19 protein-coding genes are annotated in these 25415 nt (G+C 65.4%); 12 read left to right on the top strand and 7 right to left on the bottom strand.

The window, feature by feature from the left end; translation table 11 throughout:
• The first annotated feature begins 249 nt into the window (after window positions 1-249).
• Complete coding sequence (locus AC1DER_RS03065; RefSeq protein WP_477244004.1) at window positions 250-3114, top strand: S8 family serine peptidase; 2865 nt, start codon at window positions 250-252, stop codon at window positions 3112-3114.
• A 51-nt stretch (window positions 3115-3165) separates the two neighbouring features.
• On the opposite strand, the gene AC1DER_RS03060 is transcribed toward AC1DER_RS03065, so the two are convergent.
• The 4 genes from AC1DER_RS03060 to AC1DER_RS03045 form a co-directional block, all read right to left on the bottom strand.
• Window positions 3166-4323 carry an isovaleryl-CoA dehydrogenase gene (locus AC1DER_RS03060; protein WP_441815983.1) on the bottom strand — a complete coding sequence of 386 codons (1158 nt, stop codon included), beginning with the start codon at window positions 4321-4323 and terminating at the stop codon, window positions 3166-3168.
• A 1-nt stretch (window position 4324) separates the two neighbouring features.
• On the bottom strand, window positions 4325-5215 hold the full coding sequence (locus AC1DER_RS03055; protein ID WP_477244006.1) for a carbonic anhydrase: 891 nt from the start codon (window positions 5213-5215) through the stop codon (window positions 4325-4327).
• A gap of 114 nt (window positions 5216-5329) precedes the next feature.
• Complete coding sequence (locus tag AC1DER_RS03050) at window positions 5330-6433, bottom strand: Glu/Leu/Phe/Val dehydrogenase dimerization domain-containing protein (protein ID WP_441815985.1); 1104 nt, start codon at window positions 6431-6433, stop codon at window positions 5330-5332.
• A 201-nt stretch (window positions 6434-6634) separates the two neighbouring features.
• On the bottom strand, window positions 6635-7900 hold the full coding sequence (locus AC1DER_RS03045; RefSeq protein WP_441815986.1) for a 2OG-Fe(II) oxygenase: 1266 nt from the start codon (window positions 7898-7900) through the stop codon (window positions 6635-6637).
• Window positions 7901-8125: 225 nt separating this feature from the next.
• Between AC1DER_RS03045 and AC1DER_RS03040 the strand changes: the two genes are divergently transcribed.
• From AC1DER_RS03040 to AC1DER_RS03025, 4 genes are all read left to right on the top strand, one after another.
• Entirely contained in the window at window positions 8126-11632 is a 3507-nt protein-coding gene (locus AC1DER_RS03040) for a methylmalonyl-CoA mutase family protein (RefSeq protein ID WP_477244009.1), read from the top strand.
• Between the two features lie 94 nt (window positions 11633-11726).
• On the top strand, window positions 11727-12668 hold the full coding sequence (locus tag AC1DER_RS03035) for a hypothetical protein (protein WP_477357646.1): 942 nt from the start codon (window positions 11727-11729) through the stop codon (window positions 12666-12668).
• Between the two features lie 29 nt (window positions 12669-12697).
• Window positions 12698-13273: a 2'-5' RNA ligase family protein gene (locus AC1DER_RS03030; protein WP_477244013.1), complete on the top strand. Its 576-nt coding sequence runs from the start codon at window positions 12698-12700 to the stop codon at window positions 13271-13273.
• A 995-nt stretch (window positions 13274-14268) separates the two neighbouring features.
• A complete protein-coding gene (locus AC1DER_RS03025) occupies window positions 14269-14853 on the top strand; it encodes a hypothetical protein (protein WP_477244015.1) in 585 nt (194 codons plus the stop codon).
• Window positions 14854-14905: 52 nt separating this feature from the next.
• Here the strand turns inward: AC1DER_RS03025 and AC1DER_RS03020 are convergent, their stop codons facing one another.
• Together AC1DER_RS03020 and AC1DER_RS03015 are read right to left on the bottom strand one after the other, a co-directional pair.
• Window positions 14906-15382: a VOC family protein gene (locus tag AC1DER_RS03020; protein ID WP_477244017.1), complete on the bottom strand. Its 477-nt coding sequence runs from the start codon at window positions 15380-15382 to the stop codon at window positions 14906-14908.
• Between the two features lie 224 nt (window positions 15383-15606).
• Complete coding sequence (locus tag AC1DER_RS03015) at window positions 15607-16401, bottom strand: OmpA family protein (protein WP_477244019.1); 795 nt, start codon at window positions 16399-16401, stop codon at window positions 15607-15609.
• A 264-nt stretch (window positions 16402-16665) separates the two neighbouring features.
• On the opposite strand from AC1DER_RS03015, the gene AC1DER_RS03010 reads away from it, so the two are divergent.
• From AC1DER_RS03010 to AC1DER_RS02980, 7 genes are all read left to right on the top strand, one after another.
• Window positions 16666-17592 (top strand): M14 family metallopeptidase, encoded by a 927-nt coding sequence (locus AC1DER_RS03010; RefSeq protein ID WP_441815995.1) that lies wholly within the window; start codon window positions 16666-16668, stop codon window positions 17590-17592.
• Window positions 17593-17720: 128 nt separating this feature from the next.
• Window positions 17721-19271, top strand: coding sequence for a tetratricopeptide repeat protein (locus tag AC1DER_RS03005; RefSeq protein ID WP_477244021.1), 1551 nt, complete (start codon window positions 17721-17723; stop codon window positions 19269-19271).
• 32 nt (window positions 19272-19303) lie between these two features.
• A complete protein-coding gene (locus AC1DER_RS03000) occupies window positions 19304-20104 on the top strand; it encodes a hypothetical protein (protein WP_477244023.1) in 801 nt (266 codons plus the stop codon).
• Window positions 20065-22629: an alpha/beta hydrolase family protein gene (locus tag AC1DER_RS02995; RefSeq protein ID WP_477244025.1), complete on the top strand. Its 2565-nt coding sequence runs from the start codon at window positions 20065-20067 to the stop codon at window positions 22627-22629. The genes AC1DER_RS03000 and AC1DER_RS02995 overlap by 40 nt, the downstream gene beginning before the upstream one ends.
• A 95-nt stretch (window positions 22630-22724) precedes the next feature.
• Window positions 22725-23153, top strand: a complete 429-nt coding sequence (locus AC1DER_RS02990; protein WP_477244027.1) for a GFA family protein — start codon at window positions 22725-22727, stop codon at window positions 23151-23153.
• Between the two features lie 163 nt (window positions 23154-23316).
• Window positions 23317-24174: a PA4780 family RIO1-like protein kinase gene (locus AC1DER_RS02985; RefSeq protein WP_477244029.1), complete on the top strand. Its 858-nt coding sequence runs from the start codon at window positions 23317-23319 to the stop codon at window positions 24172-24174.
• A 10-nt stretch (window positions 24175-24184) separates the two neighbouring features.
• Entirely contained in the window at window positions 24185-24655 is a 471-nt protein-coding gene (locus AC1DER_RS02980; protein ID WP_477244031.1) for a YehS family protein, read from the top strand.
• A 4-nt stretch (window positions 24656-24659) separates the two neighbouring features.
• Here the strand turns inward: AC1DER_RS02980 and AC1DER_RS02975 are convergent, their stop codons facing one another.
• Window positions 24660-25385, bottom strand: coding sequence for an rRNA pseudouridine synthase (locus AC1DER_RS02975; RefSeq protein ID WP_477244033.1), 726 nt, complete (start codon window positions 25383-25385; stop codon window positions 24660-24662).
• Window positions 25386-25415 lie beyond the last annotated feature (30 nt).

Here is a 25415-nt window from a genome sequence, read left to right as displayed (position 1 = left end):
CAGCGCGGCGGCTGGAACCCCCGGATTATGCGGCGGCGTGCTGCACCGCCGCAAACTGCCCGATGGGTGCGCCTGTTAAGCCGGGTGGCGGCGGCCGGCGCCCCTGGGGGGTCGGTCGGCCGGTTTGAAGCCAACCGCATTTTTCGGACAGGTCCGATTGTGGCCGGCCACACGTTGGATTAAAACGGGCCTTCAGGATGCGCCGATTTCGCTGGGGAGCGACGCGCCACCTCCGAGGCCGAAGCCGACATGCACTATCGCGAAAAGGGACTTGTCACCGCGCTGTGCCACGCGCTGCTGTGTACCGCGGCCCTGGCCCTGATCGGCTGCGGTGGTGGCGGGGGCGGGGGCGGCGGCAACGTCCGCTCGACACCGCCGCCGGCCACGCCAACCGCGCCGACACCGCCGCCGCCGCCAACTCCTCCGGTGGTGTTCGCGGCCAACCCCGACTTCTCCAAGCACCTGTCGGTGACCGACGCGCTGGCGAGCCGCAGCAGCGGCATCACCGGTGCCGGCGTGCGCATCGGCGTGGTCGACAGCGGCGTGGTGCGCAGCCATCCGGCGCTGTCGCCGCGCGTGGTGGCCAACCTGACCTACGTGACGTCGCCGCCCAACAACCTGCTGGTCGATGACGTCGTCGAACACGGCACCGCGGTGTCGCAGATCATGGCGGGCAGTGCGTTCGGCGCCTGGCCCGGCGGCATTGCTCCGGGCGCGGAAATCGTCTCGGCGCGCATCATCGAAGACAAGGAGCCGGCCGACGACGGTTCTGGCCAGGGCAGCCAGGTCAGCGGCGCGCTCGGCCTGAAATCGATCCACCAGGACCTCATCAACCGCGGCGTGCGGGTGATGAACAACTCCTGGGGCGGCGTGTACTGGACCAACCCCGTCGCCACGTCCCAGATCGCCGACGAGTACCGTCCCTTCGTCCACGGCAATGGTGGCCTGGTGGTGTTTGCCACCGGCAACGAAGCCAGTGCGAACCCATCGAGCATCGCCTCGTTGCCGAGCCAGCTCGGGACCGGCGGCGTCATGACGGCGGCCGATCTGGAAGTCGGCTGGCTGGCGGTCACGGCGATCAACCCCGACAACGTGCAGCAGCTCGATATCGGCAGCAACGGCGCGGTGTACGCCAATGCCTGCGGCGTGGCCATGAACTATTGCCTTGCCGCGCCGGGTACGGTGGTGGTGACCGGCAGCAAGGACACTCCGACCAACCCGACCTACTGGAGCTGGAAGGGCACGTCGCTGGCGGCGCCGCAGGTGTCGGGCGCCGCGGCGCTGGTGTGGCAGAAGTTCCCGTATTTCAACAATGACCTGGTACGGCAGACCCTGCTCGGCACCGCCAGGGACCTGGGCACGGCCGGGGTGGATGCGACGTTCGGCTACGGTCTGCTCGATGTCGGCAAGGCGCTCGGTGGACCGGCACAGTTGAACTGGGGCACTGTCACGGTCGCTTTCGACGGTACCGCCTCGACCTGGTCGAATGCGATCTCCGGCAGCGGTGGGCTGGTCAAGCAGGGCACAGGCGAGCTGGTGTTGAACGGTTCGGGCAGCTACACCGGCGCCACCGTCGTCCAGGGCGGCCGGTTACGCATTGGCAGTGGCATCGTCTCGCCGGTGACGGTGAGTGCAGCCGGCACATTGGCGATCGGCAGCGGCACGACGTCCGGCGGCGCCAGCGTCGGCAACAGCGTGGTCAACCAGGGCACATTGTTGATGGACTCGGGCTCATCGGCGATCACCGGGAACTACCAGCAAAGCAGCGCCGCCCACCTCGCGTTGATGGTCGGCGCCCGGCTCAGTGTCGGCGGCACCGCCAGCCTCGCCGGCAACGTCAACGTGCTCGGTGTGTTGTCGGGGTACGTCCGCAGCAACCGCGAGGTGTTCCTCAATGCCGGCGCGATCAATGGCCAGTTCGACAGCCTGACCGCGCAACCCAACGTGTTGCTGACCGCGACACTGGGTTACGACACGCAGCAGGTCTGGCTCGACATCACCCGACTCGACGTCACCGCGGCGGCGCAGTCCATGGGCTTCAGCCCGACCAGCGTGGCCAGCGCGCAGCGCGTGGAGGGCGCGTTCGACGCCATCGATGACGGGCAGGTGCAGGGCGATGCCGCGCCCGATTTCGTTGCCGGCGCCGGGCTCATCCAGGGTGCGGCCACTGCGGCCGCGGTGGAGCAGTCACTGTCGAGTCTTTCCGGCGAGCTGCACGGCGCCGACACCGCGTTCGCGCTGATGGCGATCGAAGGCAACCGGCGCGCGCTGGAATCGCGCGTGGACGCGTTGCAGTCCGCGCCGGTGGCGGGCACGTGGAGCAACGACCTGCAGGCGCAGCGGGCAATGTCGCGGTTCGACATCGATGCCGATGGCTGGATGCTCGGCCAGGACCGGCGTCTCGGCGAGCGCCTGACCGTGGGCATGGCGCTGTCGGAGACCGAGGGCTACGCGCATCACGAGCTGCGCTCGGACCGCGAGCACAACCGCCAGGCCGAAGCGCAGTTGTACGGCGCCTATGACCTCGGTCGCGGCTATCTGCTGGGCAGCGTCGCGCTGGGTCGCATGCAGCGCTGGACGCAGCGCGACATCCTGCTGGGCGCCGACGCGTTCCGGGTCGATGCCGACTACGCGCAGCGTTACGCCAACCTGGGCCTGCAGGCGGGCCTGCCGCTGTCGGTCGGTCGCGCGCGCATCACGCCGTATGTCGGCGTGCAGACATTGCAGCTCGATCGCGATGGTTTCAGCGAGCAGGGCGCGGCCGGCTTCGGGCTGAGTACGACGGCATCGACCATGACCCTGGGGCAAGGCCTGCTCGGCGCGCGCTTCGCCTACGACTGGCGGGACGGTGCGTCGCTTTGGAGCCTGGAAGGGCGCGCCGAGTGGCAACACCTGTTGTCGCACTCCGGTGGCGACATCGATGCCCGCTTCACCGCGCTGGATGTCTGGACGCCGATACTGGGTGAGGCAATCGACCAGGATGCCGGTGGGTTCGGCTTCAGCCTCGGCACGCGCTTGCGTCGCGCCGGGCGCATCGCCTTCGATGTCGACACCCGCTACACCCAGGGGCAGAGCTGGTCGCAGGCAATGGCGACCTGGTCGCTGGGGTTCTGATCGTGCAGAGACGGTCGCGCTCGTGCGCGCGGCCGTCGTGGCGCCGGTCGTTCAGTGCTTGTCGTTGAACAGCTCGCGGCCGATCAGCATGCGGCGGATCTCGTTGGTGCCGGCGCCGATCGCGTAGAGCTTGGCGTCGCGCAGAATGCGGCCGGCCGGGAACTCGTTGATGTAGCCGTTGCCGCCGAGCGCCTGGATGCCTTCCAGCGCGACCTGCACCGCCGCTTCGGAGGCGTGCAGCAGGCATGAGGCGGCATCGACGCGGCTGCTGCGGCCGGCGTCGAAGTCGCGTGCGACCTGGTAGGCGAACGCGCGGCTCGACTGCAGCGCGGTGTACATGTCGGCGATCTTGCCCTGCATCAGGCCGAACGTACCGATGGCGGCGTTGAACTGCTTGCGCTCGCGCACGTAGGGCAGGGCGATGTCGAGCGCGGCCTGCATCAGGCCGATCGGGCCGCCGGTGAGCACCAGACGTTCGGTGTTGAGCCCGCGCATGAGCACCTTGACGCCCTTGTGCACTTCGCCGAGCACGTTCTCGTGCGGGATCTCGCAATCCTCGAACACCAGCTCGCAGGTGTTGGAGCCGCGCATGCCGAGCTTGTCGAGCTTCTGCGCGGTGGAGAAACCCTTCATGCCCTTTTCGACGATGAAGGCGGTCATGCACTGGCTGCCTGCATCCTTGCCGGCGGTGCGCATGTAGACGATCAGCACGTCGGCCTCGGGGCCGTTGGTGATCCACATCTTGTTGCCGTTGGCGACCCAGACATCGCCCTTGCGCTCGGCGCGGCAGCTCATCGAGCCGACGACGTCGGAGCCGGCGCCAGGTTCGCTCATCGCCAGCGCGCCCTTCCATTCACCGCTGCACAGTTTCGGCAGGTACTTGCGGCGCTGGTCTTCGTTGCCGTTGGCGTAGAGGTTGCTCACGCACAGGTTGGAGTGCGCGCCATAGCTCAAGCCGACCGAGCCGGATGCGCGCGAGATCTCCTCCATCGCCACCAGATGGGCCAGGTAGCCCATCTCGCTGCCGCCGTACTCGGCCGGGACGGTCATGCCGAGCAGGCCCAGCTCGCCGAACTTCGGCCACAGGTCCTGCGGGAACCAGTTGTCCTCGTCGATGCTGGCGGCGCGCGGTGCGATCTCGACGTCGGCAAAGCGGCGGACTGCATCGCGCAGTGCGTCGAGATCGTCACCCAGTGAAAAACTGCGCATGTCAGCCCTCGTAGTGGATCAATGGCCGCCCGTTGCGCGGCTGGAGATTGCGGTTGTTGTGGCGGTAGTGCGCGACGAAACCGTCGATCTGCCGTTGCGACATTGTCACCGGGGCGGGCAAAACATACCACTCGACGTTTTCGGTCAGCGGAGGCGTGGTCAGCGAGCCCAGGTAGTGGTAGTAGCCGCGCTTCGCCGGCAGCAGGCCATTGATATCGATTTCATCCGATCCGGGATGCCCGGTCTTGTGCGAAAGGTCATCCAGCAGTGCCTGGACCTGGGCATTGGCCGCGCCGCTGTCGTACATCACGGCGACGACGGCCAGGCGCCCGTCCTGGGCCTTGAAGACGAAATGCCCCTCCAGCGGGAAGTGACGGCCATCGAGCGTGTGCTCGCTGCGGGCATGGAAATGGAACTGCGCGAGGGTGAAGTGACGCCCCCGTATGGTGGCTTGCGTCGTATTCGTTTCGACCTCGACGGCGTGGCCGTTGTCGACGACCTCGGCCGGGGCGCGCAAGTGGTCGAACTGCAATGCCGCCGGTTCGTCCTTGCCGGCCGGCAGGGCATCGGCGGTGACGATGTCGATCGGCGACTGTGCAGTGTCGCGGGCAGCCTTCCATTGCTCCTGGTGGTCGTAATCGAGCTTGCTGTCGGCGGCCTGGACGGCGGCCGTGAGGGCCAGGGAAAGGGAGGCGATTGTCAGGAACCTGACCATGGTGGCGTCTGCGCGATTGGGGGCAGTCAGCTTGTTCCCGGCCCGGGGAAGACGGCGTTGAGAATGCTCTGAAACGGCGAGGGAGCGGGCTCGGCACAAAAAGAAACGCCCGGCGGGGCCGGGCGTTCTCAATCCTTTTCCAGCCATCTCACCGGATCCGCGCAATTGCCTGAGCAACAGCCCCCTTTGGAAAAAGGGGGCGCCGCGGCAGCGGCAGGGAATCGGCAGCGAGGGCTGGGGCCCATGGTTTGCGCTAGCAACCTTTGGGGATTGCCTGTCGCAGACAGGTAATCAATGCCCGCCGCGGATCCTGCCCTGGAAGCGCGGAGCGCTGCGGCCCAGCGGCAGCTTCAGCTTGCCGATGGCGCTGATGCGCTCTTCGGCCAGGCGGTCGGCGGCGCGGTAGGTCGGGATCGCATCACGCTCGGCGATCTCGAAGATGCGCGCGAGGTTGTGATAGATCGTGCGCATCATGCGCATGGCGCGCTCGCGGTTGTAACCGTCGAGTTCCAGCGCCACGTTCATCACGCCGCCGGCATTCACCGCATAGTCCGGTGCGTACAGGATGCCGCGCTTGGACACTTCGTCGCCGATGGCGTTGTTGGCCAGCTGGTTGTTGGCGGCGCCGCAGATGACCTTCATCTTCAGGCGCGGCAGGGTGTTCTCGTTGACCGTGCCACCCAGGGCGCACGGCGAGTACACGTCGGCCGGCACGTCGTAGATCTCGTCCAGGCCAACGGCTTCGGCGCCGTACTCGGACACGGCCTTGTCGACCAGGCCCTTGTTGATGTCGGTGACGAAGATCTTCGCGCCGCGCTCCTTGAGCAGCTTCACGAATTCCATGCCGACATGGCCAAGGCCCTGCACGGCGTAGGAATACTTGCCGACTTCCTCATCGCCGAAACGCTTGTTGAGCGTCGCCATCAGGCCCTGCAGGGTGCCGTAGGCGGTGAACGGCGACGGGTCGCCCGAACCGCCGTGGACCTGGTGCACGCCGGTGACGTACTCGGTCTCGCGGTACACGTATTCCATGTCGTTGACGTCGATGCCGACGTCCTCGGCGGTGATGTAACGGCCGCCCAGCGCCTCGACGAACTGGCCGAATGCGCGGAACAGCGCTTCGGACTTGTCGGCAGCCGGGTCGCCGATGATCACGGCCTTGCCGCCGCCGATGTTCAGGCCGGCAACCGCGTTCTTGTAGGTCATGCCGCGCGACAGGCGCAGCACGTCATTGAGCGCGTCCTGCTCGGTCTTGTACGGCCACATGCGGGTGCCACCCAGGGCCGGACCGAGCACGGTGTTGTGGATCGCGATGATGGCCTTCAGGCCCGCGTCCTTGTTGTGGCAAAACACGACCTGCTCGTGGCCGAAAGTGTCCAGAGTTTCGAAAATCATCGGGTGCTCCGCTGCTGGCGTCAGGATGCGCGCGTCGCGCCAGCCGCCAACTGTGATGTGTAAGTAGTTGAATCTAGAAGGATTCGCCTCCGTGGCCGGGGAACACCCCTCACCACAGGCGCGACAGTCTAATGCAATCGACGGATACGCATACGTACGCGACAGGACCGGCAAAATCGGCCCGTGACCCGCGATGCCTGTTCAGAAATTGCGGTAGGGCGCCTGGCGCAGCCACAGGGTGGCCAGCCACTTCACGCCGCGCTGCACCGGAAGGCCGGCGTGCAGGGAATCCACGTCGGGCGAGCCGTCGGCGTGGAGGTTGTCGAAGACCACCGCGCGGCCGGGGCGCGGCGCGACTTTCAGGCCCGACAGCGGGAACTCGGTTTCGCCGCCGGCTTCGACTTCATTCAGATAGACGCAGATGGTGCGCATCCGGTTGCCGGCCTGCGGGCAGTCGCGCTCGATCGATCCGGGCGGGCGGTAGTCGCGGTGAGGCCGGTATTCCTGGCCGGGTTCGTAGCGCAACACCGTCAGGTGCTCGGCGTGCGACAGCGGAACGCCGGCGGCGCTGGCCATGCGCAACTGCACGCAGCGCAGCGACACGTCTTCGAGGATCGGGTCGAGGGCGGCATCGCTGCTGGTGCGGATCTGCATCGGCAGCGGCAGGCCGGTCTCGGGGTCCACCGTCTGCGAACGGCGCAGGCGCGACTCGGCGTTGGCCACCAGCAGGCGGCATTCGTCGGCGCTGAGCAGGTTGTCGCAGGTCATCACCCGTGGCCGCAACGACTGCCGGCGCAGGGTCACCGGATACAGCGCTTCCTCCATCGACATCGCGCCGGAAGTGGTGCCTTCGGCGCGGTACTCGGGCACGGCGATCTCGGGCATCGGGCCGACGCCAACGGCTGACAGCTGCGACCAGATGTCGCGCGCTGCAAATGGCTGGCGCGCACAGCCTTCGCCGCGCGCCAGTCGCTCGGCGAGCAGTCGTGCCGCGACCGCATCGCCGTGGCCGGCGGCCAGTTCCAGCATCTGGATGCAGCGGGTCTGGTCGGCCGGATCAGGCTTGCGGCCGAAATGGATGGCCGCTGCCCGCAGTGCCGGCGGATAGTTGGCGCGCACCGCGCGCATCAGGCGCTCGTTGATGCGGCCGTCGCGCGGCAGGGCGAAGCCGCCGAGGGCGACCAGTGCCAGGAAGTAGCTGGCGATCGGGCTGCCGGCATGCTCGGCGCGCAGCAACCAGGCGCTGGCGATCTGGGCATCGGCCTCGCAGCCGACGCCGTACAGCAGCATGCGCGCGCATTCGATCTGGGCATTGGCCAGGCCGGCTTCCGCGGCGCGCTGGTGCAGCACGAATGCCTCTTCCAGCTCGTGCCGCAGCACCAGAGCCGTCGCCAGCTGGTAAAGCGCCTGCGGCGAACCGTGGTGGGCCTGGCGGCGGAGCTCGATGAGGGCGGTTTCGTCTGACATGGGCGGCGATGGCTTGGGGGTTCGAGTGTAGCCAGAACGCGGTCGGGTTCGCAGGTGGTGATGGGGATGACGGGGTGGGGCTGGGGCGGCGGCCATGGGGCGACGACGCCGGCTTCCCGCCTTCGCGGGAATGACGGGCTGATGCGAGCGGGCAGGGTCCGTGCCGGAGCCTGAATGTCCGACGCGCTACAATCCGCATTCGATCGTTTCCGTATTGAGCGCGTCATGAGCACCCCTGCCAGCCCCCTCCCCGATACCGCCGTCGAGAGCAGCCCGCTGCGCTTCGTCACCGCCGCCAGCCTGTTCGACGGCCACGACGCCGCCATCAACATCATGCGCAGGCTGATCCAGGGGCAGGGTGCAGAAGTCATCCACCTGGGCCATAACCGCTCGGTCGAGGACGTGGTCCGCGCCGCGCTGCAGGAAGACGCCGACGGCATCGCGCTGTCGTCTTACCAGGGCGGGCATGTCGAGTACTTCAAGTACATGGTCGACATGCTCAAGGAGCGCGGCGCCTCGCACATCCGCGTGTTCGGCGGCGGTGGCGGCACGATTACTCCCGAAGAAATCCGCGAGCTGCAGTCCTACGGCGTCGAGCGCATCTACCACCCCAACGACGGCATGCACATGGGGCTGGTGGCGATGATCGAGGATGTGATCCGCCGCGCCAACGATGCCCGCAAGGGCGCGCAGACGCCGGAACACGCGCCCGACAAGGACGACGAGATCAGCATCGGCCACATGCTCTCGGCGATCGAGGAAGGCCTGCTAGACGAATCGCAGCTGTCGCACCTGCGCAAGCAGTGGCAGCTGGCCGGCGGCAAGACGCCGGTGATCGGCATCACCGGCACCGGCGGCGCCGGCAAGTCGTCGGTGACCGACGAACTGCTCAACCGCTTTCTCGCCAGCTTCCCCGAGATGCGCATCGCCGTTATCTCGGTCGACCCGACCCGCCGCCGCACCGGTGGCGCGCTGCTCGGCGACCGCATCCGCATGAACTCGCTGCGCTCCAAGCGCGTGTACATGCGTTCGATGGCCACGCGCCGCCAGCACGCCGCCACCAACACCGTGCTCAAGGACTGCATCGGCTTCCTCAAGGGCCTGGGCTACGACCTGGTGATCGTGGAGACGGCCGGCATTGGCCAATCGGATTCGGAGATCGTCGACCTCGTCGACTTCCCGATGTACGTGATGACCAGCGACTTCGGCGCGCCGAGCCAGCTGGAGAAGATCGACATGCTCGACTTCGCCGAACTCGTCGTGCTCAACAAGTTCGACAAGCGCGGCGCCGAGGACGCGCTGCGTGACGTGCGCAAGCAGTGGAAGCGCAATCGCGTGGCCTTCCAGACCAAGGACGAGGACGTCCCGGTCTACCCGACCATCGCCAGCCAGTTCAACGACCCCGGCATCAGCTGGATGTTCGCCAACCTGTGCCGCCTGCTGCGCGAGAAGCTCTCTCTACCTGCCGGCAAGTGGACGCCGGAGATCGACACGTCGCTGAAGGAACCGCGCGCGACCGTGCTGATCCCGGGTGCGCGCGTGCGCTACCTGGCGGAGATCGCCGAGCAGGGCCGTGGCATCAATGCGCAGATCGAGACGCAGGCCGAAGTGGCCGACCGTGCGCAGAGCTATTGGCAGTCGCTGCATGACCTGGGTGACGAGAGTCTGCCCAAGGCGCTGGACCTGTATGACTCGGGCGATCTGCTGACGGATACCGTTCGCCCTGAGCGTAGCCCGCAGGGCGAAGTCGAAGGGCTGCCCGCAGATCGCACGCTGCTGACCCTGCGCCAGCGCTACAACGACGCCATCCAGTCGCTCAGCTCCGACGCCCTCAAGCTGTTGCGCGGCTGGCCGGCGCGCCTGAAGTCGATCACCGACGAGGTCAACGAGTACCAGGTCCGCGACAAGACCATCCGCGTCGAGAACTACCGCGAGTCGCTGAGCCACCAGAAGATCCCGAAGATCGCCGCGCCCACGTACAAGAGCTGGGGCGAGCTGCTGACCTTCCTGCAGAAGGAAAACCTGCCGGGTTACTACCCGTACACCGGCGGCGTCTACCCGTACCGCCGCACCGGCGAGGACCCGATCCGCATGTTCGCGGGCGAGGGCACGCCCGAGCGCACCAACCGCCGCTTCCATTACCTGTCGGTCGGCCAGCCGGCCGCGCGCCTGTCCACCGCCTTCGACAGCGTCACGCTGTACGGCGAAGACCCGGCCGTGCGCCCGGACATCTACGGCAAGATCGGCAACTCCGGCGTCAACATCGCCACGCTCGACGACATGAAGAAGCTGTACTCCGGCTTCGACCTGTGCGCGCCCAGCACCTCGGTGTCGATGACGATCAACGGCCCGGCGCCGATCATCCTGGCGATGTTCATGAACACCGCCATCGACCAGCAAGTCGAGAAGCACCTGCGCGCCGACCAGGCGCGCTGGGACGAGGCGCACGACAAGATCGAGGCGATGTTCGAAGGCGGGCTTCGAAACGGGATGTCGCGCCCGACCTACAGCGGCATGCTGCCGGAGACCAACGACGGCCTCGGCCTGGGCCTGCTGGGCGTGACCGGCGACCAGGTCGTCGATGCGGAGACCTACGAGAAGATCAAGGCGCACACGCTCGCCACCGTGCGCGGCACCGTGCAGGCCGACATCCTCAAGGAAGACCAGGCGCAGAACACCTGCATCTTCAGCACCGAGTTCGCCCTGCGCATGATGGGCGACATCCAGCAGTTCTTCGTCGACCGCAGCGTTCGCAACTTCTATTCGGTGTCGATCTCCGGCTATCACATCGCCGAGGCCGGCGCGAACCCAATCAGCCAGCTCGCCTTCACCCTGAGCAACGGCTTCACCATCGTCGAGTACTACCTCGCGCGCGGCATGAAGATCGACGACTTCGCGCCGAACCTGTCGTTCTTCTTTTCGAACGGCATGGACCCGGAGTACACCGTCATCGGCCGAGTCGCCCGCCGCATCTGGGCGCGCGCGATGCGTGAGCGCTACGGCGCCAGCAGCCGCAGCCAGATGATGAAGTACCACATCCAGACCAGCGGCCGCTCCCTGCACGCGCAGGAGATCCAGTTCAACGACATCCGCACCACGTTGCAGGCGCTGTACGCGCTGTTCGACAACTGCAACAGCCTGCACACCAACGCCTACGACGAAGCGATCACCACGCCGACCGAGGAAAGCGTGCGCCGCGCCGTGGCGATCCAGATGATCATCAACAAGGAACTTGGCCTCAACTTCAACGAGAACCCCTGGCAGGGCAGCTTCATCGTCGACAAGCTCACCGACATCGTCGAGGAGGCTGTCTACAAGGAGTTCGAGGCAATCAGCGAGCGCGGCGGCGTGCTCGGCGCGATGGACACCATGTACCAGCGCGGCAAGATCCAGGAAGAGAGTCTGTACTACGAGCACAAGAAGCACGACGGTTCACTGCCGCTGATCGGCGTGAACACCTTCCTGCCCAAGGATCACGGCGGCGATATCGTCACCGAGATCGAGCTGATCCGCAGCACGGAAGGGGAGAAGGGGCAGCAGATCGAGAACGTGGCCGGGTACCAGGGCAACCGGAACAGCTATGCGGCTGAGGGGTTGAAGTCGCTACAGGCGACGGCGCGCGAGCGGCGGAATGTGTTTGCCAGCCTGATGGAGGCGGTGAAGACGCATAGCCTGGGGCAGATCAGTCATGCGTTGTATGACGTCGGTGGGGAGTATCGGCGGAATATGTAAGTGCCTGAGGAAAAGGGGCCTCGAGAACGCCCGCATTAGCGGGCGTTTTTCATTGGCGCTATATTCAGTCCCACTCCAGGAGGGGGGTGAGGGGATGTGCAATGCAGCGCCTAATGCTAATGAGGCTCTTTCGAATCATTCTGATCTGGTCGCTCGACGCCAGTCGTCGTTGGAGCAGCTGGAGCGTTTGAGGGGCGCGTTCTCCGGCGAGAAAGTGCTCGCCAGTCCCGATGTGACTATTTTCGCCGCAGGGTCGCTTGGTCGCTTGGAAGCAGGTGGCAACTCCGATCTCGATATCTTCGTTGTCGCTAGGCAGGCCAATCTGGGGAGACTCGGTGAGGTCCGGCTACTTTCGAAGATCGCAGATCTCAATGATCAACTCGGCTTTCCGCCGTTCTCAGACGAGATGCGCTACATGAAGGTCTATGACAGCGATCAGTTGATTCAGAACACTGGGAAGCCCAGAGATGACTCTGAGAACTCGTTCACGACTCGAATGCTGCTGTTGCTGGAAAGTGCGCCCCTGATTAATCAAGAGCTTTACTACCAGTTGGTAGGTGAGGTTTGCGACAATTACTTCCGCGACAACAAGGGTAAGAAAGATTTTAGGCCCCTGTTTCTGATCAACGATCTGCTTCGCTACTGGCGAACGTTGTGCCTCAACTACGAGCAATGCAGGGATGATCCGGCAAAGCCTTGGCGCAAGAGAAACATGAATCTCAGGTTTAGTCGTCTCACAACTGTGTTTGCGACAGTTGCGTTGCTAATGGTCGATCGTCCAGTCGAGGCTAGAGATTTCATTCATCACGCCTCGTTGACTCCTATTGAAAGGCTGGCTGCCGCGGTCGAAAAGCTTGACGATGACCTTGTAAGGTCGCTGTTTAGTCAATTCCTAGATCATTATTCATCCTTTCTGCGAATTAAGGACTCCGCGAACCCTGAGCGCCTCCTTGAAAAGGGTGGGACGAAAGAGAAGGTTCGTACTTCGGCAGATTTTGTTTCGGGCTTCCTCGTGCAGTTCTTCAGGCACCAATAGCTGAATGACTACTCGCGATATCTGCTGTTATGAGCATCAAGAGCAACTTTGTGTTCGTCGTTTTCAATGACCCCGTGGTGGTTGGGGTCATAGGTTTCCTGTCTTCAGTCCTAGATCGGGCACGTCGCAACAGTCCGCCGCATCTGACAATTCAGGGGCCGTTTGAAGAAAAGGCCACGCTCGAGGACATAGCCTCGATCAAGCGACGCCTCATGGGTGATGTCTTCTTCATAGGAAATCCGGGTCTATTCGTCACTCAACGCGGCGCAGCCCTTTTTCTCAGAGCAGAGAGCGAGAATCTCTCGAAGGTTTGGAATAAGCCCGATTTTCCAACCAGCGTTTATGGGTTCAATCCCCACGTTACGATCTATGACGGGCCGGATCTTGCTCGTGCAGAGAGGGCTTATGAACACCTCAAGCGCAATCGAGTCGAGTTATTGTGTCGCGACTTTGACGTGGTCCAGTATGTGCCGAAACAACTTGACCTATTTGCGGCGAAGGCTACTGGCGGCGACGAGAATGCGATTTCAATTCTGATGGCGAGAGGTAAGCTTAACTCCTCATTTCGTGCATCATACATGGCTGCGGTCAATGGGGACGAGTGATCGTGTAACGAGTCGCTGCGTTGTTTCTCGTTCTGGAGCGGATGGCGCGGGTCTTTTGACTTGATGCGGCTGACTCTCTAGGAAGTCATTTGTGGTCCCAGGTCGGGCTTCATGTAGTCGCAATTTCAAGGGGGGTGTGTGTGGACTTCGCATCAGCGCTTAGACCGGACGTCTACCGGATTGCACTAACAAACGTCATCCCCGGATTCGTGGGGACGGCGCCATGGGTTGCTGGATTCTTCTGGCCTGCACTTCAGAATGCTCAGTTTTGGGCTCTCACCGGAGTGGCTTTTCCCGTCTCCGTGACGTTGGGTGCAGTTGCCTTTACCGCTGGACTTGTTTTTGAGGATATAGGGTCTCGCGTGGAGATCTATTGGGCGGATGCTTGGTTTTCTCGGCGATGCCCGAGGATGTGTCGAGGATGGAGGAGGTACTTGTCTCTTCGGCGCGACGATACTCTGATTGCCCAAGGATACCTCCGTGCGATTCTGCTTCGATTCAAATTCGAGCTGTCTATGATTCCGGCGGTCGTCAGCTCTTTACTCGGAGTCACAGCCGCACAAGTTGGCGGAAATGGCTTGGGTGTTGCTCAAACGTGTCTGCTGGTGGCAGTCATGGTCGGCTTGCTGGTCATGTTGCTCGATGAGGTACGCAAGGGGGCGGTCGTTCTCGCTCGAACCCGGCATGTGATTGTTCGCGCAGCAGCAACGCGGGTCCGAGATTCGAAGTGACCTGGACCGAAAGACAGTCTGTCGAGTATGGGGATTTTTGGCAGGCGGCCGGGGCGGGCGCATGCCACTCGTAGCCCTACCGCGACCTTGCGCATGGAACGTCATACTCGAGAGGCAGAAGCGCTCAAGGCCAAGCAGCAACCGGAGATGCGGCCGGCGACGAGCGCAGCCGAGAACTGCGCGACCCGGTCCGCGGAAGAGGTCCCGGCGGAGCGGTATTGAACAAGCGTAGCCAGAAGTGTTGATGGTTGAGGAGTCAAGGGGATGTTCGAGAAGTGGTTCTCAGTCGGGGACGGCAGATTACTCATTCCATTGAGTGTGATTTTCGCCGGAATGGTTTTGGTAAAGGCGATTTTCGGCTTGCAAAGGTCGAGAAGCGCCGACCGCAAGGACTTCCTGGAGCTTTGGGCTCAGTCGGCCGAGAAGGACGGCATCTGGCTGGAAGTTGCAATTCGACATTTGTTCGGAGCGTATCTGCCCGCCACCGTGATTCGCACATTGCTAGCATCGCCACAGGCCGGGCAAGCATTCTGCGATGTGTCGATTGCGTGGTCTCTTTTGGACATGGACGATAAGACGAAAGATGTTCGTTGGAAGGCGCCGAGACATATGTCTCCTCGGTGGCGGCGCTTCGAGGTTCGGGCGTTGAACTTTATGTACGTTTTGCTCGGGACGTCTTCCATCGTGGCCGGGTTGTGGGCGTACAAAGGCGGAGTAGGCACTCTGGGTGCGTTCAATGCGTGGACCTTTTCGTTCTTGTCACTGGGGACTGCGATCGCGTGTCTCGTTCGTGCCGATGCCATCGCAAGTGCTGACAAGTCTGTGCCACGTTGGCTCGGGCTAACTTGACATGCCTCTTCCCTCTCCCAAATGGGGAGAGGGGCTTCGAACTTGATGGGATTTACTGCTTCGTCTGCTTCTTCACCCATTCCTCGCCGCGACGCTTCATCTCCTCGTCGCTGATGTCCTCGACGTGGGTACCGAGCATCCACTTGTGGCCAAACGGGTCTTCGACCGTTCCTACACGGTCGCCCCAGAACTGGTTCTCGACCGGCTGCACCACTTTCGCACCGGCCTTTACGGCTTTCTCGACCGCGGCATCCGCGTCGGCTACATAGATCATGAAGCTGCCGGTAGCGCCGCCGCGCGACTTCGGGCCGAGCGCGTCCCATTCGGGCCATTCGTCCGAGAGCATCAGCCGCGAGTCGCCGATCTGCAGTTCGGCGTGGCCGATTTTGCCGTTCATCGGCAGGCGATACGTCTCTTTGGCGCCGAAGGCAGCGTGGTAGAACTCAAGGGCCTTGGCGGCGTCGTTCACCACCACTGAAGGCGTGATGCTGTGATAACCGGGAGGCTTGGGGGAGGGGTTGGTTGCCATCTTTCATGCTCCTGGGAATGACGATGCGAACATGCACCACAAACCATTAGGCGCGCAGCGTCGTAAACCTGGCGCATAAGTTCGGTTGCAGAAATCTAAACCGGACGATTGCAGGGTTGCGCGCAATCGATCGGTCGCCTCAGCCCCAAACGAAAACCGCCCCCTGTCAGGCGGGCGGTTCTCCAGTTCATGTAGCGGGTGGTGCGACGACGCGCGGGTTGCGATTACTTCGCGCCGCCCTGCACACCCTTGTCGACCACCAGCTTCACCTCGACCTTGCGCGCATTGGCATTGCTGCCCGAGCCCGCATCGGCCGCAACGCCCATGCCGGCCGGGGCACGGACGCGTCCGGGTTGCAGGCCGCCTTGCTGCCGCAGGTAGTTGGCGACGGCTGCGCCGCGCATCGTGCTCAGGCGCTGATTGGCTTCGGCGTTGCCGGTCGAGTCGGTGAAGCCCTGCATCACGATCTGGTAGTTCTTGGTGTCCTTGGCCTTGGCTGCCAAGGCATCCAGGTCCGACTTGCCCTTCGCCGATAGCGCCGTGCTGCCGGAAGCGAACAGCACTTCAGCGGTGGCGAGGGCTTCGTACGTGCCGAAGTCGTCGATGCGGGCGGCGTTCGCGGTGGCCATCTCGCTGGTTGGCGCCACGCCGGCCTGCACCTGCTGCGCAGTCTTGAAGTCTTCCGACTTGAACGAGATCTCGGTGGCATTGAAGCCACTGCCGGCGGCGACGACGTCGGCGCTGATCGGCAGGCCCGGGATCAAAGCGCCCGGTTCGACCTTGGAGTGGATGACGCCGGTCAGGCCCTTGGTCTTCTTCAACTTGGTGTCGGCCGATACGTTGATCGTCTGCACGGCGTTGTTGCCGTCCTTGACGGTGAGCGTGTTGCCGTTGACGCCGGTGATCAGGCCTTTGATCTTGCTCTTGTCGCCGTCGGCGGCGAGCGCCGAGGTGGCGGCGAGGATGCCCACGAGGGCGGTGGTGAGCATCAGGTGCTTGTTCGGCTTGCTGGTATTCATGGTCATTCCCTTTGGGTTGGATGTACGACTGACGCCTGGTCACCGTCCTTGCCTTGTGCGATGCCACCGGTTCCCCGGGGCCAGCGTCGGTGGCCCGTTTTCGCCAGCTGCCCAGCCCGGGAGGGCGGCAGTCGGGGGTGGCGGGTCATTAACCTCCTAGGGGGATAAAGGGGGCGTGAGATGGGGGGAGGGGGAGATGGGGAAGGTGCTTGTCGGAGCGGTGTTAAAGTTGCGGCCCCTTTGTGATCACGCAGCGAGCCGCGCATGACTGTCCAGGCGTTCTATCCCATCGGCATTCCCGGACAAGCCTGGGGCGAGACGGAAAAGGCGCAATGGTTGTCGCGGCAGACGCGCCACCGCAGCTTCGAGTCGGAGGTGCGGGGCAAGATCGAGGGGCTGGGTTCGCGCTTCGATGTCGTCCAGTACGGCGAGCTGAACTACGGCGCGGACAGCTACCCGCTACTGGCGATCAAGAGCCGCAACTGGCGCGACGATCTGCCCACCGCGCTGGTGACCGGCGGCGTGCACGGCTATGAGACTTCCGGCGTGCACGGCGCGCTGGAGTTCGTCGATCTGCATGCCGCCAGCTACGAAGGCAAGGTCAATGTGCTGGTCGCGCCATGCATCAGCCCGTGGGCCTATGAGCGCGTGCATCGCTGGAACGCGAATGCGATCGACCCGAACCGCTCGTTCCGCGCCGACAGCCCGGCGCAGGAATCGGCGGCGCTGATGCAGCTGGTGGCGCCGGTGAGCGGCCAGGTGCTGGTGCATATCGACCTGCACGAAACCACCGACAGCGACGAGTCCGAGTTCCGTCCGGCGCTGGCCGCACGCGATGGCAAGCCGTTCGAGCCGGGCGAGATCCCCGACGGTTTCTATCTGGTCGACGACAGCGAACGCCCGCAGCCGGGGTTCCAGAAGGCGGTGATCGAAGCGGTGGCGAAGGTCACCCACATCGCGCCGGCCGACGACAAGGGCGAGATCATCGGTTCGACCGTGGTCGCGCCGGGCGTCATCGAATACGCGTTGCGCAAGCTTGGCCTGTGCGCGGGCATCACCGACGCGCCGTACAAGACCACCACCGAGGTCTACCCCGACAGCCCGCGCGCCACGCCCGAGCAGTGCAATGCCGCGCAGGCGGCGGCAGTGTGCGCGGCGATCGATTACGCGTTGGCCCACCCGGCGGGGTGACGGCGCAGCGCCATCGCGCCTGAAGGCGCGACGGGCGTCGCGGAAGGCGGCAGCCGGGACTGCGACAAAGTCTCACCCCCGCTGACATCCCCCGGCGGGTGCGCTAGCGTTGCCGCCAGGGGGAACACATGACACGGACACGTACAGTCTTCGCAGGGATCGCGCTGGGCGGCGCCATCCTTATCGGCGCCGGCCAGGCCCGCGCCGGGAATCCACCGGCGCCTTTGAAGCCGCCGCCGGAGTTCGCCCAGTACATCGCCGGCGTCCGCAAGGCCGACGCGATCGAAAACGCCGAGGCGCGCTGCAATGCCTATCCCGACCTGCCGGGCAACCAATGGCGGGCCGGTGCGGCGCAGGGTCGTTGCTCAATCCTGCGCGCGCCCGCCTGGTCGCTCGACGACATCGACCGCCTGCTGGCGACACCCGAGGGCGTGGCCGAGCTGGAGCGGGGCTTTGCCGCGCTGCTCGATGCCCACTACAAGGATCAGTCGCAGCGCGAGCAAATCTTCATCGCCCTCAACGTGTTTGACGGTGACGACCGCGCCGGCGAGATCGCACGGCGCTGGCTGAAGCTGGCCCCCGACAGCGCGTTCGCCAATACCGCCAGCGGCGTCTACCTTGGCGGCGCCGGCTGGAAGGCGCGCGGTACCGCGTACATCGGCAAGACCCCGGCCGAGCAGGTCGAGCGCATGGGCCAGTTCTTCGCCCAGGCGGTGCCGTTGTACGTGAAGGCGCTGGAAATCGAGCCGCGCCTGAGCGTGGCCTGCTACAAGCTCAACGCCATCGGCCGCAGCAGCTCCAGCGCGCTTGAGGAGTACGCACGCGCCCACTGCATGAAGGTCGATCCGGACTCCTACTTTCTGGCGCTGGAGTGGATCACCTCGGCGCAGCCGCGCTGGGGCGGCTCGGAAGAGAAACTGCGCCGGGCGGTGGCCTATGCGGCCGCGCGCACCGATCGCAATCCGCTACTGGGCGCATTGCTGGGCGAGGACACAGGCGACAAGGCTTCGCTGGCCAACGACTACGGCGCGGTGATCGACGACCTGATCGGGGCGGCGCGCATGGGGCCCAGCGCGTCCGTGACCGGAATGGCCGGTGGCGGTTACTGGAACAAGGACGACCCATGGCCCGCGGTGGTCTATTACTCGCAGGCCACGCGCTTCCGGCCGGATGAGGCGCGTTACCGGTTCGGCCGCGCCTCGGTGCTTTATTACTACCTGTACGACGCGGCCTGGGCGCGCTCGGACATGCTCGTCGCGGTGAAGCTTGAGCCGGACAACGCCAAGTTCAACTGGCTGCTCGGCCTGGCAACCGAAGACGTGAAGGGAACCGCGGCCGCGCGCCCGTACTACAAGCGCGCGATGACCGGGGAGTATCGCCAGCGCGCGATGCAGCGCTACTGCGAGACCTACATGATCCCGCAGATCCAGCCCGAATCGCTGGCATGCTCGCGCGGCCTGGTGGAGGAGTTCCCGCGTTCGGCCGAGGCCTGGGGGACGCGCGCCTTTTCGCTGATCAATGCTAACGATCCGGCGGCGCTGCAGGCCGTGGAGCGGTTCAGGGAACTGGCCGATCCGAACAACAGGGACCATCAGGTCAATCTCGAATCAATGAAGGTCTGGCAGGCGCATGCCGCGCCGCGCGGTGCGGCGAAGGGCGGCAAGCAGGTCGCGCCGTGACGAAGCAGACGGATGGGAAGCTCGTGCATCGGATGGGGAAACGCCTCGCGCTCCGCGCCGGCCTGATCGTGTCGATCGCGGCCGCCTGCGCATCGCTGACCGCGGCCAATGCGAACAATGCGCCCGAGCGGCCCGCGGCGACGGCGGCCGACCAGTTGGTGCTGCCGCCGGACGGCAAGGTCGGCGATGAAACCTTTGGCCAGTTGACGGCGCGCTGGTGGCAATGGGCCGACCACGTGGACATCCCGCCGTACCTGGACCCCGATGGACGCTTCTGCGAGATCGGCCAGGAAGGGCCGGTCTGGTTCCTCGCCGGTACCGATGGCACCTTCAACGCGCATCGCGAGTGCGTGGTGCCGGAAGGTCGCTACTTGCTGGTGCCGATCATCAACATGCTCCAAGGCAGCAACGACAAGGGTCTGCCGTTGCCGTGCGCCGTGCTGCAGGGTGCTGCGGCGGTGAACAACGAACGCCTGGCCAGTGCGGTGGCGTTGATCGATGGCGTGCCGGTGACGGACGTCGCCCGCTTCCGCGTGCGCAGTGACGGCTGCTTCGCGCTGCAACCGGGCCACGCCAGTGGTCTGACGGCGGCGGATGGCTACTGGCTGCTGATCAAGCCGCTGCCCACCGGCCGCCACACGCTGACGATCGGCGCGAACTACGACAGCGACGACAGCGGCTACGGAAAAATGGTGCAGAACTTCGAGTACGTGCTGCACGTCGGGGGCAGGGCGGACCTGGCAGTGGTTGGCCACGGGGTTCCGGGCAGGGCGGCACACACAGGGGATATCGCATGCAGCACGGGATGTCCGGCGCGCAGCGCCGGGGGCTGATCGGGACATGGCGGGCGCTGCTCGCCATCGGGATGTTGCTGGTGGCGCTGGACTGCGCCGCCATGCGCAAGATCGATCCCGGCGAGGACCCCAGACTGGCCGCCGATGAAGGCCTGGTGGTGCTGTCGGTCGATGCCAGCGCGCCAATCCTGGCGGTGCGCGTGCGTGACGACCATGGCGTCGCCGCGGTGCTCAACTACATCGTGCCCGGTCGCAATGTCAGCCTGTATGCGGCCAAGGCCGGCGATTACCGCTGGGCCGAGATGGATCTGTCCAACGGCTGGTGGCGCATGCGTTACACCGTGACCTCGGACGAATACCGCTTCAAGGTCACCGCCGGAAAGATCGTCTACCCCGGCGACCTGATCCTGCGCCCGGCCAGCTGGACGTCGACGCACTTCCATATCGCCAACCGCTCGCTGCCGATCATCGACTGGCTGGAGAAGGAGCATGCGGACGTGTACCCGCGCATGACCTTCGAGTACTCCGGCCTCTACCCGGATCCATTCCCCGAGTTCTACCGCACCGCGCGCGCCGGCAATGCCACGCCGTCGGAGAAGCTCAACGGCGGCCGGGAACCGCCCAAACCAATCGCCGTGCCGATCCCGGCCGATGTGATGTGGAAGCCGGACCGCGTGTCCGCGGTCGCCATCAATGGCGAAGGCGACTTGCTGGCCGAAACCGTCCGCGACGAGAACGGCAAGTGGGGCATCAATCTGGTCGACCTGGTCGAAGGCGCCGAGCAGCGCCTGACCACGTCCATCTATGCGGCCGACGAGCTGACGTGGAAGGACAGCCGCACGCTGATCGCCGCCAGTGGCAACGACTCGTCTGCCTATACCGTGTTCCGCATCGGTCCCGGCAGCAACGGCAAGCACAGCATCCAACGCCTGCCGATCGGCGGCACCGGCACGATCGTCGACATGCTGCCGGGGGATCCGTACCACATCCTGTTTGCGGGGTACGACAGCCGTGGCGAACTGGTGGTGCACCGGGTCGAGCTGGCAGGCGACAAGGAGATCTCCGGCTTCCGCACTGCCAGGAGTCGCGACCGGCTGAACGTGGGCGTCAGCAAGGACGTGGCATGGCTGGCCGACGGCTACGGCAACCTGCGCGCCGCCATTGTGGTCCGCGACGAGACCGCCGTGCTCATGCACGGCCGCGATGGCGTCTACCAGGAAGTGCTTAGCCTGCAGGCCGAAGGCGGGTTCAGCCCGGCCGGGCTCTCGTACGACGGCGAAACGATCTACGGCTACACCGACGACGGCCGCACCCAGCGTGATCTGGTGGCCTTCGATCCGGCGACGCGCAAGGTCTCGCGCACGATCTTCAGCAAGCCCGGCGTGGACATCCTCAGTACGGTCTTCAACGTGCGGCGCGAGCCGGTGGCCGTGCGTTACTACCAGTCCGGTCGCCTGGTCACCGAGTACTTCGACCAGGCCAACCGCGATGTCTACCAGACGTTGCAGTCGGCCTTTCCCGGTCGCAACGTGGCGGTGCTCGATCGCAACCGCGACAACACGCAGTTGATCTTGTGGGTGGACGCGGCCGACCACCCGCCCGAGCTCTATCACATGGATCTGACCGGAAAGCGCGCCTCGCTGCTGGACGCCGTGGCGCCGCAGCTGAGCGACATCGCCTTCGCGCCCGCGCACGTGCTCGAAGTGAAGAGCGGCGATGGCCTGCCGATCGAAGCCTTCCTGACCCTGCCGCCGGGCAATGGCAAGCGCCCGCTGGTGGTGTTTCCGCACGGCGGTCCGATTGGCGTGAGCGACAGCCTCACGTTCAATCGCGAGGTGCAGTACATCGCCGCGCAGGGCTATGCGGTGCTGCAGGTGAACTTCCGCGGTTCCGATGGCTACGGAAAGGCCTTCCGCGAGGCCGGGCATCGCAACTACGGCCGTCTCATCGAGGACGACATCGACGCGGCGATCCGCGCGGCCGCGGCGGCCTATCCGCTGGACGAATCGCGCATGTGCACCCTGGGTTCCAGCTACGGCGGTTACTCGGCGATGGTGTCGGCCGTGCGTTGGCCAGGCCGCTTCCGCTGTGCGATCTCGCTGTCGGGTGTGAGCGACCGGGCGCTGCGCTTCACCGCCAGCGACAACGTGCGTTCAGCGCAGGCGCGACAGATCCTGGAACGCATCATGGGCGATCCACGCACCGACATGGCCCAGATGCAGGCCACCTCGCCGCTGTATCACTTCCGCGAACTGACGCTGCCGGTGATGCTGGTGCACGGCCGCGAAGACGAGCGCGTGGATTTCGAGCACACCCGCCGCCTGGTGCGCATGTTCAATCTCGAACAGCACCCGCCGGTGCTGCTGGCGTTCCCGGACATGGGCCACAGCTTCTCCAACCGTGTCGCGATCGACATCGCCTGGACCGGGATTGCCGGCTTCCTGCAGCAGAACCTGGGCAGCACGCAGGCCATCACGGACGCCGAGGCCAAGACCAAGGCCAAGGCCGCGCCGGTGGTGGGCGCGCCGGCGGCGGCCGCCTCGGGGCAGGGTGGCGGGAAGTAGGCGCCAGGTTTGTCCGACCCGGCCGCCGCAGCGCGTTGCGGTTGGTGGCAGGCGCGCATCGCGCGCGCCCTGTGTCATCCAACCGGAGCGTTGCCATGGGCGATACGCACGTCGGAAGCTGCTTCTGCGGCGCGGTGGGGGTCGAGGTCAGCGGCGAGCCGGAGGCGATGGGCTACTGCCATTGCGGGTCCTGCCGCAGCTGGTCGGCCGGGCCGGTCAATGCGTTCTCGCTGTGGAAGCCGGAGAACGTCAGGGTCACCCGCGGCGCGGAACTGGTCGGTCATTTCGCCAAGACGCCGGCCAGTGATCGCCAGTTCTGCAGCCGCTGCGGCGGCCACCTGATGACCAACCACCCGGGATTTGGCCTGGTCGACGTCTATGCCGCGACCATCCCGACCCTGGCCTTCGCGCCGGCGGTCCACGTCAACTACGGCGAGACCGTGCTGCCGATGAAGGACGGGCTGCCAAAGCTGAAGGACTTCCCCGCGGCCCTGGGCGGCTCGGGGGAAACGCTGCCGGAATAGGCCCGCAGGGGCCTCTCCCGGGCCTGGCTGGGCCCGGGAATGAACAGGCCGGGCCTGCGCAAGGGCCCGGACGGGTCCTGACACGGCGGGCGTGCGAGAATGCGCCCCCGATTCGCGCCGCTCCCGTCCCTCCTTTGGGGCTGCCACCATTGCCCTGGATTCCATGAAGACCCCCACCGCGCTGCAGGCGCTGATCGACGACGGCGTGATCGACGAGGTTCTGCGCCCGCTCAAGAGCGGCAAGGAAGCGGCGGTGTTCGTGGTGCGCAGCGGCGACGATGTCCGCTGCGCGAAGGTCTACAAGGACATGGCGCAGCGCAGCTTCCAGCAGCGCGTGCAGTACCAGGAAGGCCGCAAGGTCCGCGGCAGCCGCGAGGCGCGCGCGATCGGCAAGGCCAGCAAGTACGGCCGCAAGCAGCAGGAAACCGCCTGGAAGAACACCGAGGTCGATGCGCTGTACCAGTTGCGCGAGGCCGGTGTGCGCGTGCCCGAACCGCACGGCTATTTCCACGGCGTGCTGGTGATGGAGCTGGTCACCGATGCCGAGGGTTTCTCGGCGCCGCGCCTGGGCGAGGTGGAGCTGACGGCGGAGCAGGCGCGCCAGTTCCACACGGTGCTGATGCGCCAGGTCGTGCTGATGCTGTGCTGCGGCCTGATCCACGGCGACCTTTCGGCGTACAACGTACTGGTCGGGCCGGACGGCCCGGTGGTGATCGACTTCCCGCAGGTGGTGAGCGCGGCGGGCAACAACGCCGCCCGGCAGATGCTGCTGCGCGACGTCAACAACCTCACCGCCAATCTCGGCCGCTGGGCGCCGGAGCTGTTCGACACCTGGTACGGCGAGGAAATGTGGGCCCTGTTCGAGGCCGGCACGCTGCTGCCCGATACCGTGCTGACCGGCAAGTTCACGCATGACGAGCGCCGCGTCGACCTCGACAGCGTCCGTGACGCGATCAACGAGGCCCGCGACGAGGCGCTGATCCGCCAGCAGGGCCGCGAAGCAGCGGCGCTGGCCGACTGAGGGCACGACCATGATCAACAACGACGTACTGCGCAGCATCCGCTACATGCTCGACCTGAGTGACATCAAGGTCGTGGAGATCACCAGGCTGGCCGATCCGGAGTTCCCGATCGAGAAGGCCGACGTGCTGGCGTTCCTGCGCCGCGAGGACGATCCGGAATACGTCGAGTGCAGCAGCCGCGTGCTCGCGCATTTCCTCGACGGCCTGGTGATCCAGCTGCGCGGGCGCGACGAGAGCATTCCGCCACGCCCGGTCGAGAAGCGGGTGACCAACAACGTGGTGCTGAAGAAGCTGCGCGTGGCGTTCGAGCTGAAGGACACCGACATGCACGAGACGTTCGCGGCGGCGGGTTTCCCAGTGTCCAAGCCTGAGCTGACCGCGCTGTTCCGGCAGAGCACGCACAAGAACTTCCGCCTGTGCGGCGACCAGATGCTGCGCAATTTCCTCAAGGGCCTGACGCTGCGCGTGCGCGGCGGCTGAGACGCTAGAAGCGCGCACTCACCGGCAAGTACCGCCACTGACCCACTGGCATCTTGGTCAGGGGGATCTTGCCGATGCGCAGGCGGCGGATCGCCACGACGTCCAGCCCGACCTGAGCGCACATGTCCTGCAACTGCCCGGGTCGCACGGCCTTGATGGCGAAGCGCAGGCGGATCTCGTTCTGCCAGCTCACCTTGCACGGCGCCAGTTCGCGGCCCTGGTAGCGCAGGCCGCCGTTGTTGAGGCGGTGCAGGCCATAGGGCGCGATCTCGCCGGCGACCTCGACGACGTATTCGTGTTCGATCTGGTCGGCGTCTTCGGTCAGGCGGCGCCAGACGCGGCCGTCCTGGGTCAGCACCATCAGGCCGCTGGCGTCGCGGTCCAGCGGCACCAGCGGTGTCAGCCGGACGAAGTGGCGCTGCAGCAGGCGCACGCCGCTGGGGTCTTCGGCCCAGCGCGTGTCCGGGGTGACCAGGCCCACCGCTTCGGTACGGCCGCTGATGGCGTCGATGCCGACCGGTTTGTGGAACACGATCGTGGCCGGCTCGGGCTGTTCCAGCACCGCCTCGGGGTCCAGCTCGACCGTTTCGCCGGCCACCATGTGCTGCGGCGATTCCACGACCTTGCCGTCGACACGGACCCAGCCGCCTTCGATATAGGCCTCGGCATCGGCGCGCGAGCATGCGGCCAGTTCGGCGACGCGGCGGGAAAGGCGGACGGGTTCGGACACGGGACTGCCAGGCGGGACGGGGTGCGTAGT

Source organism: Lysobacter sp. 05T417 (assembly GCF_056396405.1).
This window is presented reverse-complemented; position numbering and strand designations above follow the sequence as displayed.

Coding starts and splice junctions, on each gene's coding strand:
- AC1DER_RS03065 (WP_477244004.1), top strand. CDS start 250: ATGCACTATCGCGAAAAGGGACTTGTCACCGCGCTGTGCCACGCGCTG.
- AC1DER_RS03020 (WP_477244017.1), bottom strand. CDS start 15,382: ATGGCAACCAACCCCTCCCCCAAGCCTCCCGGTTATCACAGCATCACG.
- AC1DER_RS03005 (WP_477244021.1), top strand. CDS start 17,721: ATGACACGGACACGTACAGTCTTCGCAGGGATCGCGCTGGGCGGCGCC.
- AC1DER_RS02985 (WP_477244029.1), top strand. CDS start 23,317: ATGAAGACCCCCACCGCGCTGCAGGCGCTGATCGACGACGGCGTGATC.
- AC1DER_RS02995 (WP_477244025.1), top strand. CDS start 20,065: ATGCAGCACGGGATGTCCGGCGCGCAGCGCCGGGGGCTGATCGGGACA.
- AC1DER_RS03000 (WP_477244023.1), top strand. CDS start 19,304: ATGGGGAAACGCCTCGCGCTCCGCGCCGGCCTGATCGTGTCGATCGCG.
- AC1DER_RS02980 (WP_477244031.1), top strand. CDS start 24,185: ATGATCAACAACGACGTACTGCGCAGCATCCGCTACATGCTCGACCTG.
- AC1DER_RS03040 (WP_477244009.1), top strand. CDS start 8,126: ATGAGCACCCCTGCCAGCCCCCTCCCCGATACCGCCGTCGAGAGCAGC.
- AC1DER_RS03045 (WP_441815986.1), bottom strand. CDS start 7,900: ATGTCAGACGAAACCGCCCTCATCGAGCTCCGCCGCCAGGCCCACCAC.
- AC1DER_RS03010 (WP_441815995.1), top strand. CDS start 16,666: ATGACTGTCCAGGCGTTCTATCCCATCGGCATTCCCGGACAAGCCTGG.
- AC1DER_RS03015 (WP_477244019.1), bottom strand. CDS start 16,401: ATGAATACCAGCAAGCCGAACAAGCACCTGATGCTCACCACCGCCCTC.
- AC1DER_RS03060 (WP_441815983.1), bottom strand. CDS start 4,323: ATGCGCAGTTTTTCACTGGGTGACGATCTCGACGCACTGCGCGATGCA.
- AC1DER_RS03035 (WP_477357646.1), top strand. CDS start 11,727: ATGTGCAATGCAGCGCCTAATGCTAATGAGGCTCTTTCGAATCATTCT.
- AC1DER_RS03050 (WP_441815985.1), bottom strand. CDS start 6,433: ATGATTTTCGAAACTCTGGACACTTTCGGCCACGAGCAGGTCGTGTTT.
- AC1DER_RS03025 (WP_477244015.1), top strand. CDS start 14,269: ATGTTCGAGAAGTGGTTCTCAGTCGGGGACGGCAGATTACTCATTCCA.
- AC1DER_RS03030 (WP_477244013.1), top strand. CDS start 12,698: ATGAGCATCAAGAGCAACTTTGTGTTCGTCGTTTTCAATGACCCCGTG.
- AC1DER_RS02990 (WP_477244027.1), top strand. CDS start 22,725: ATGGGCGATACGCACGTCGGAAGCTGCTTCTGCGGCGCGGTGGGGGTC.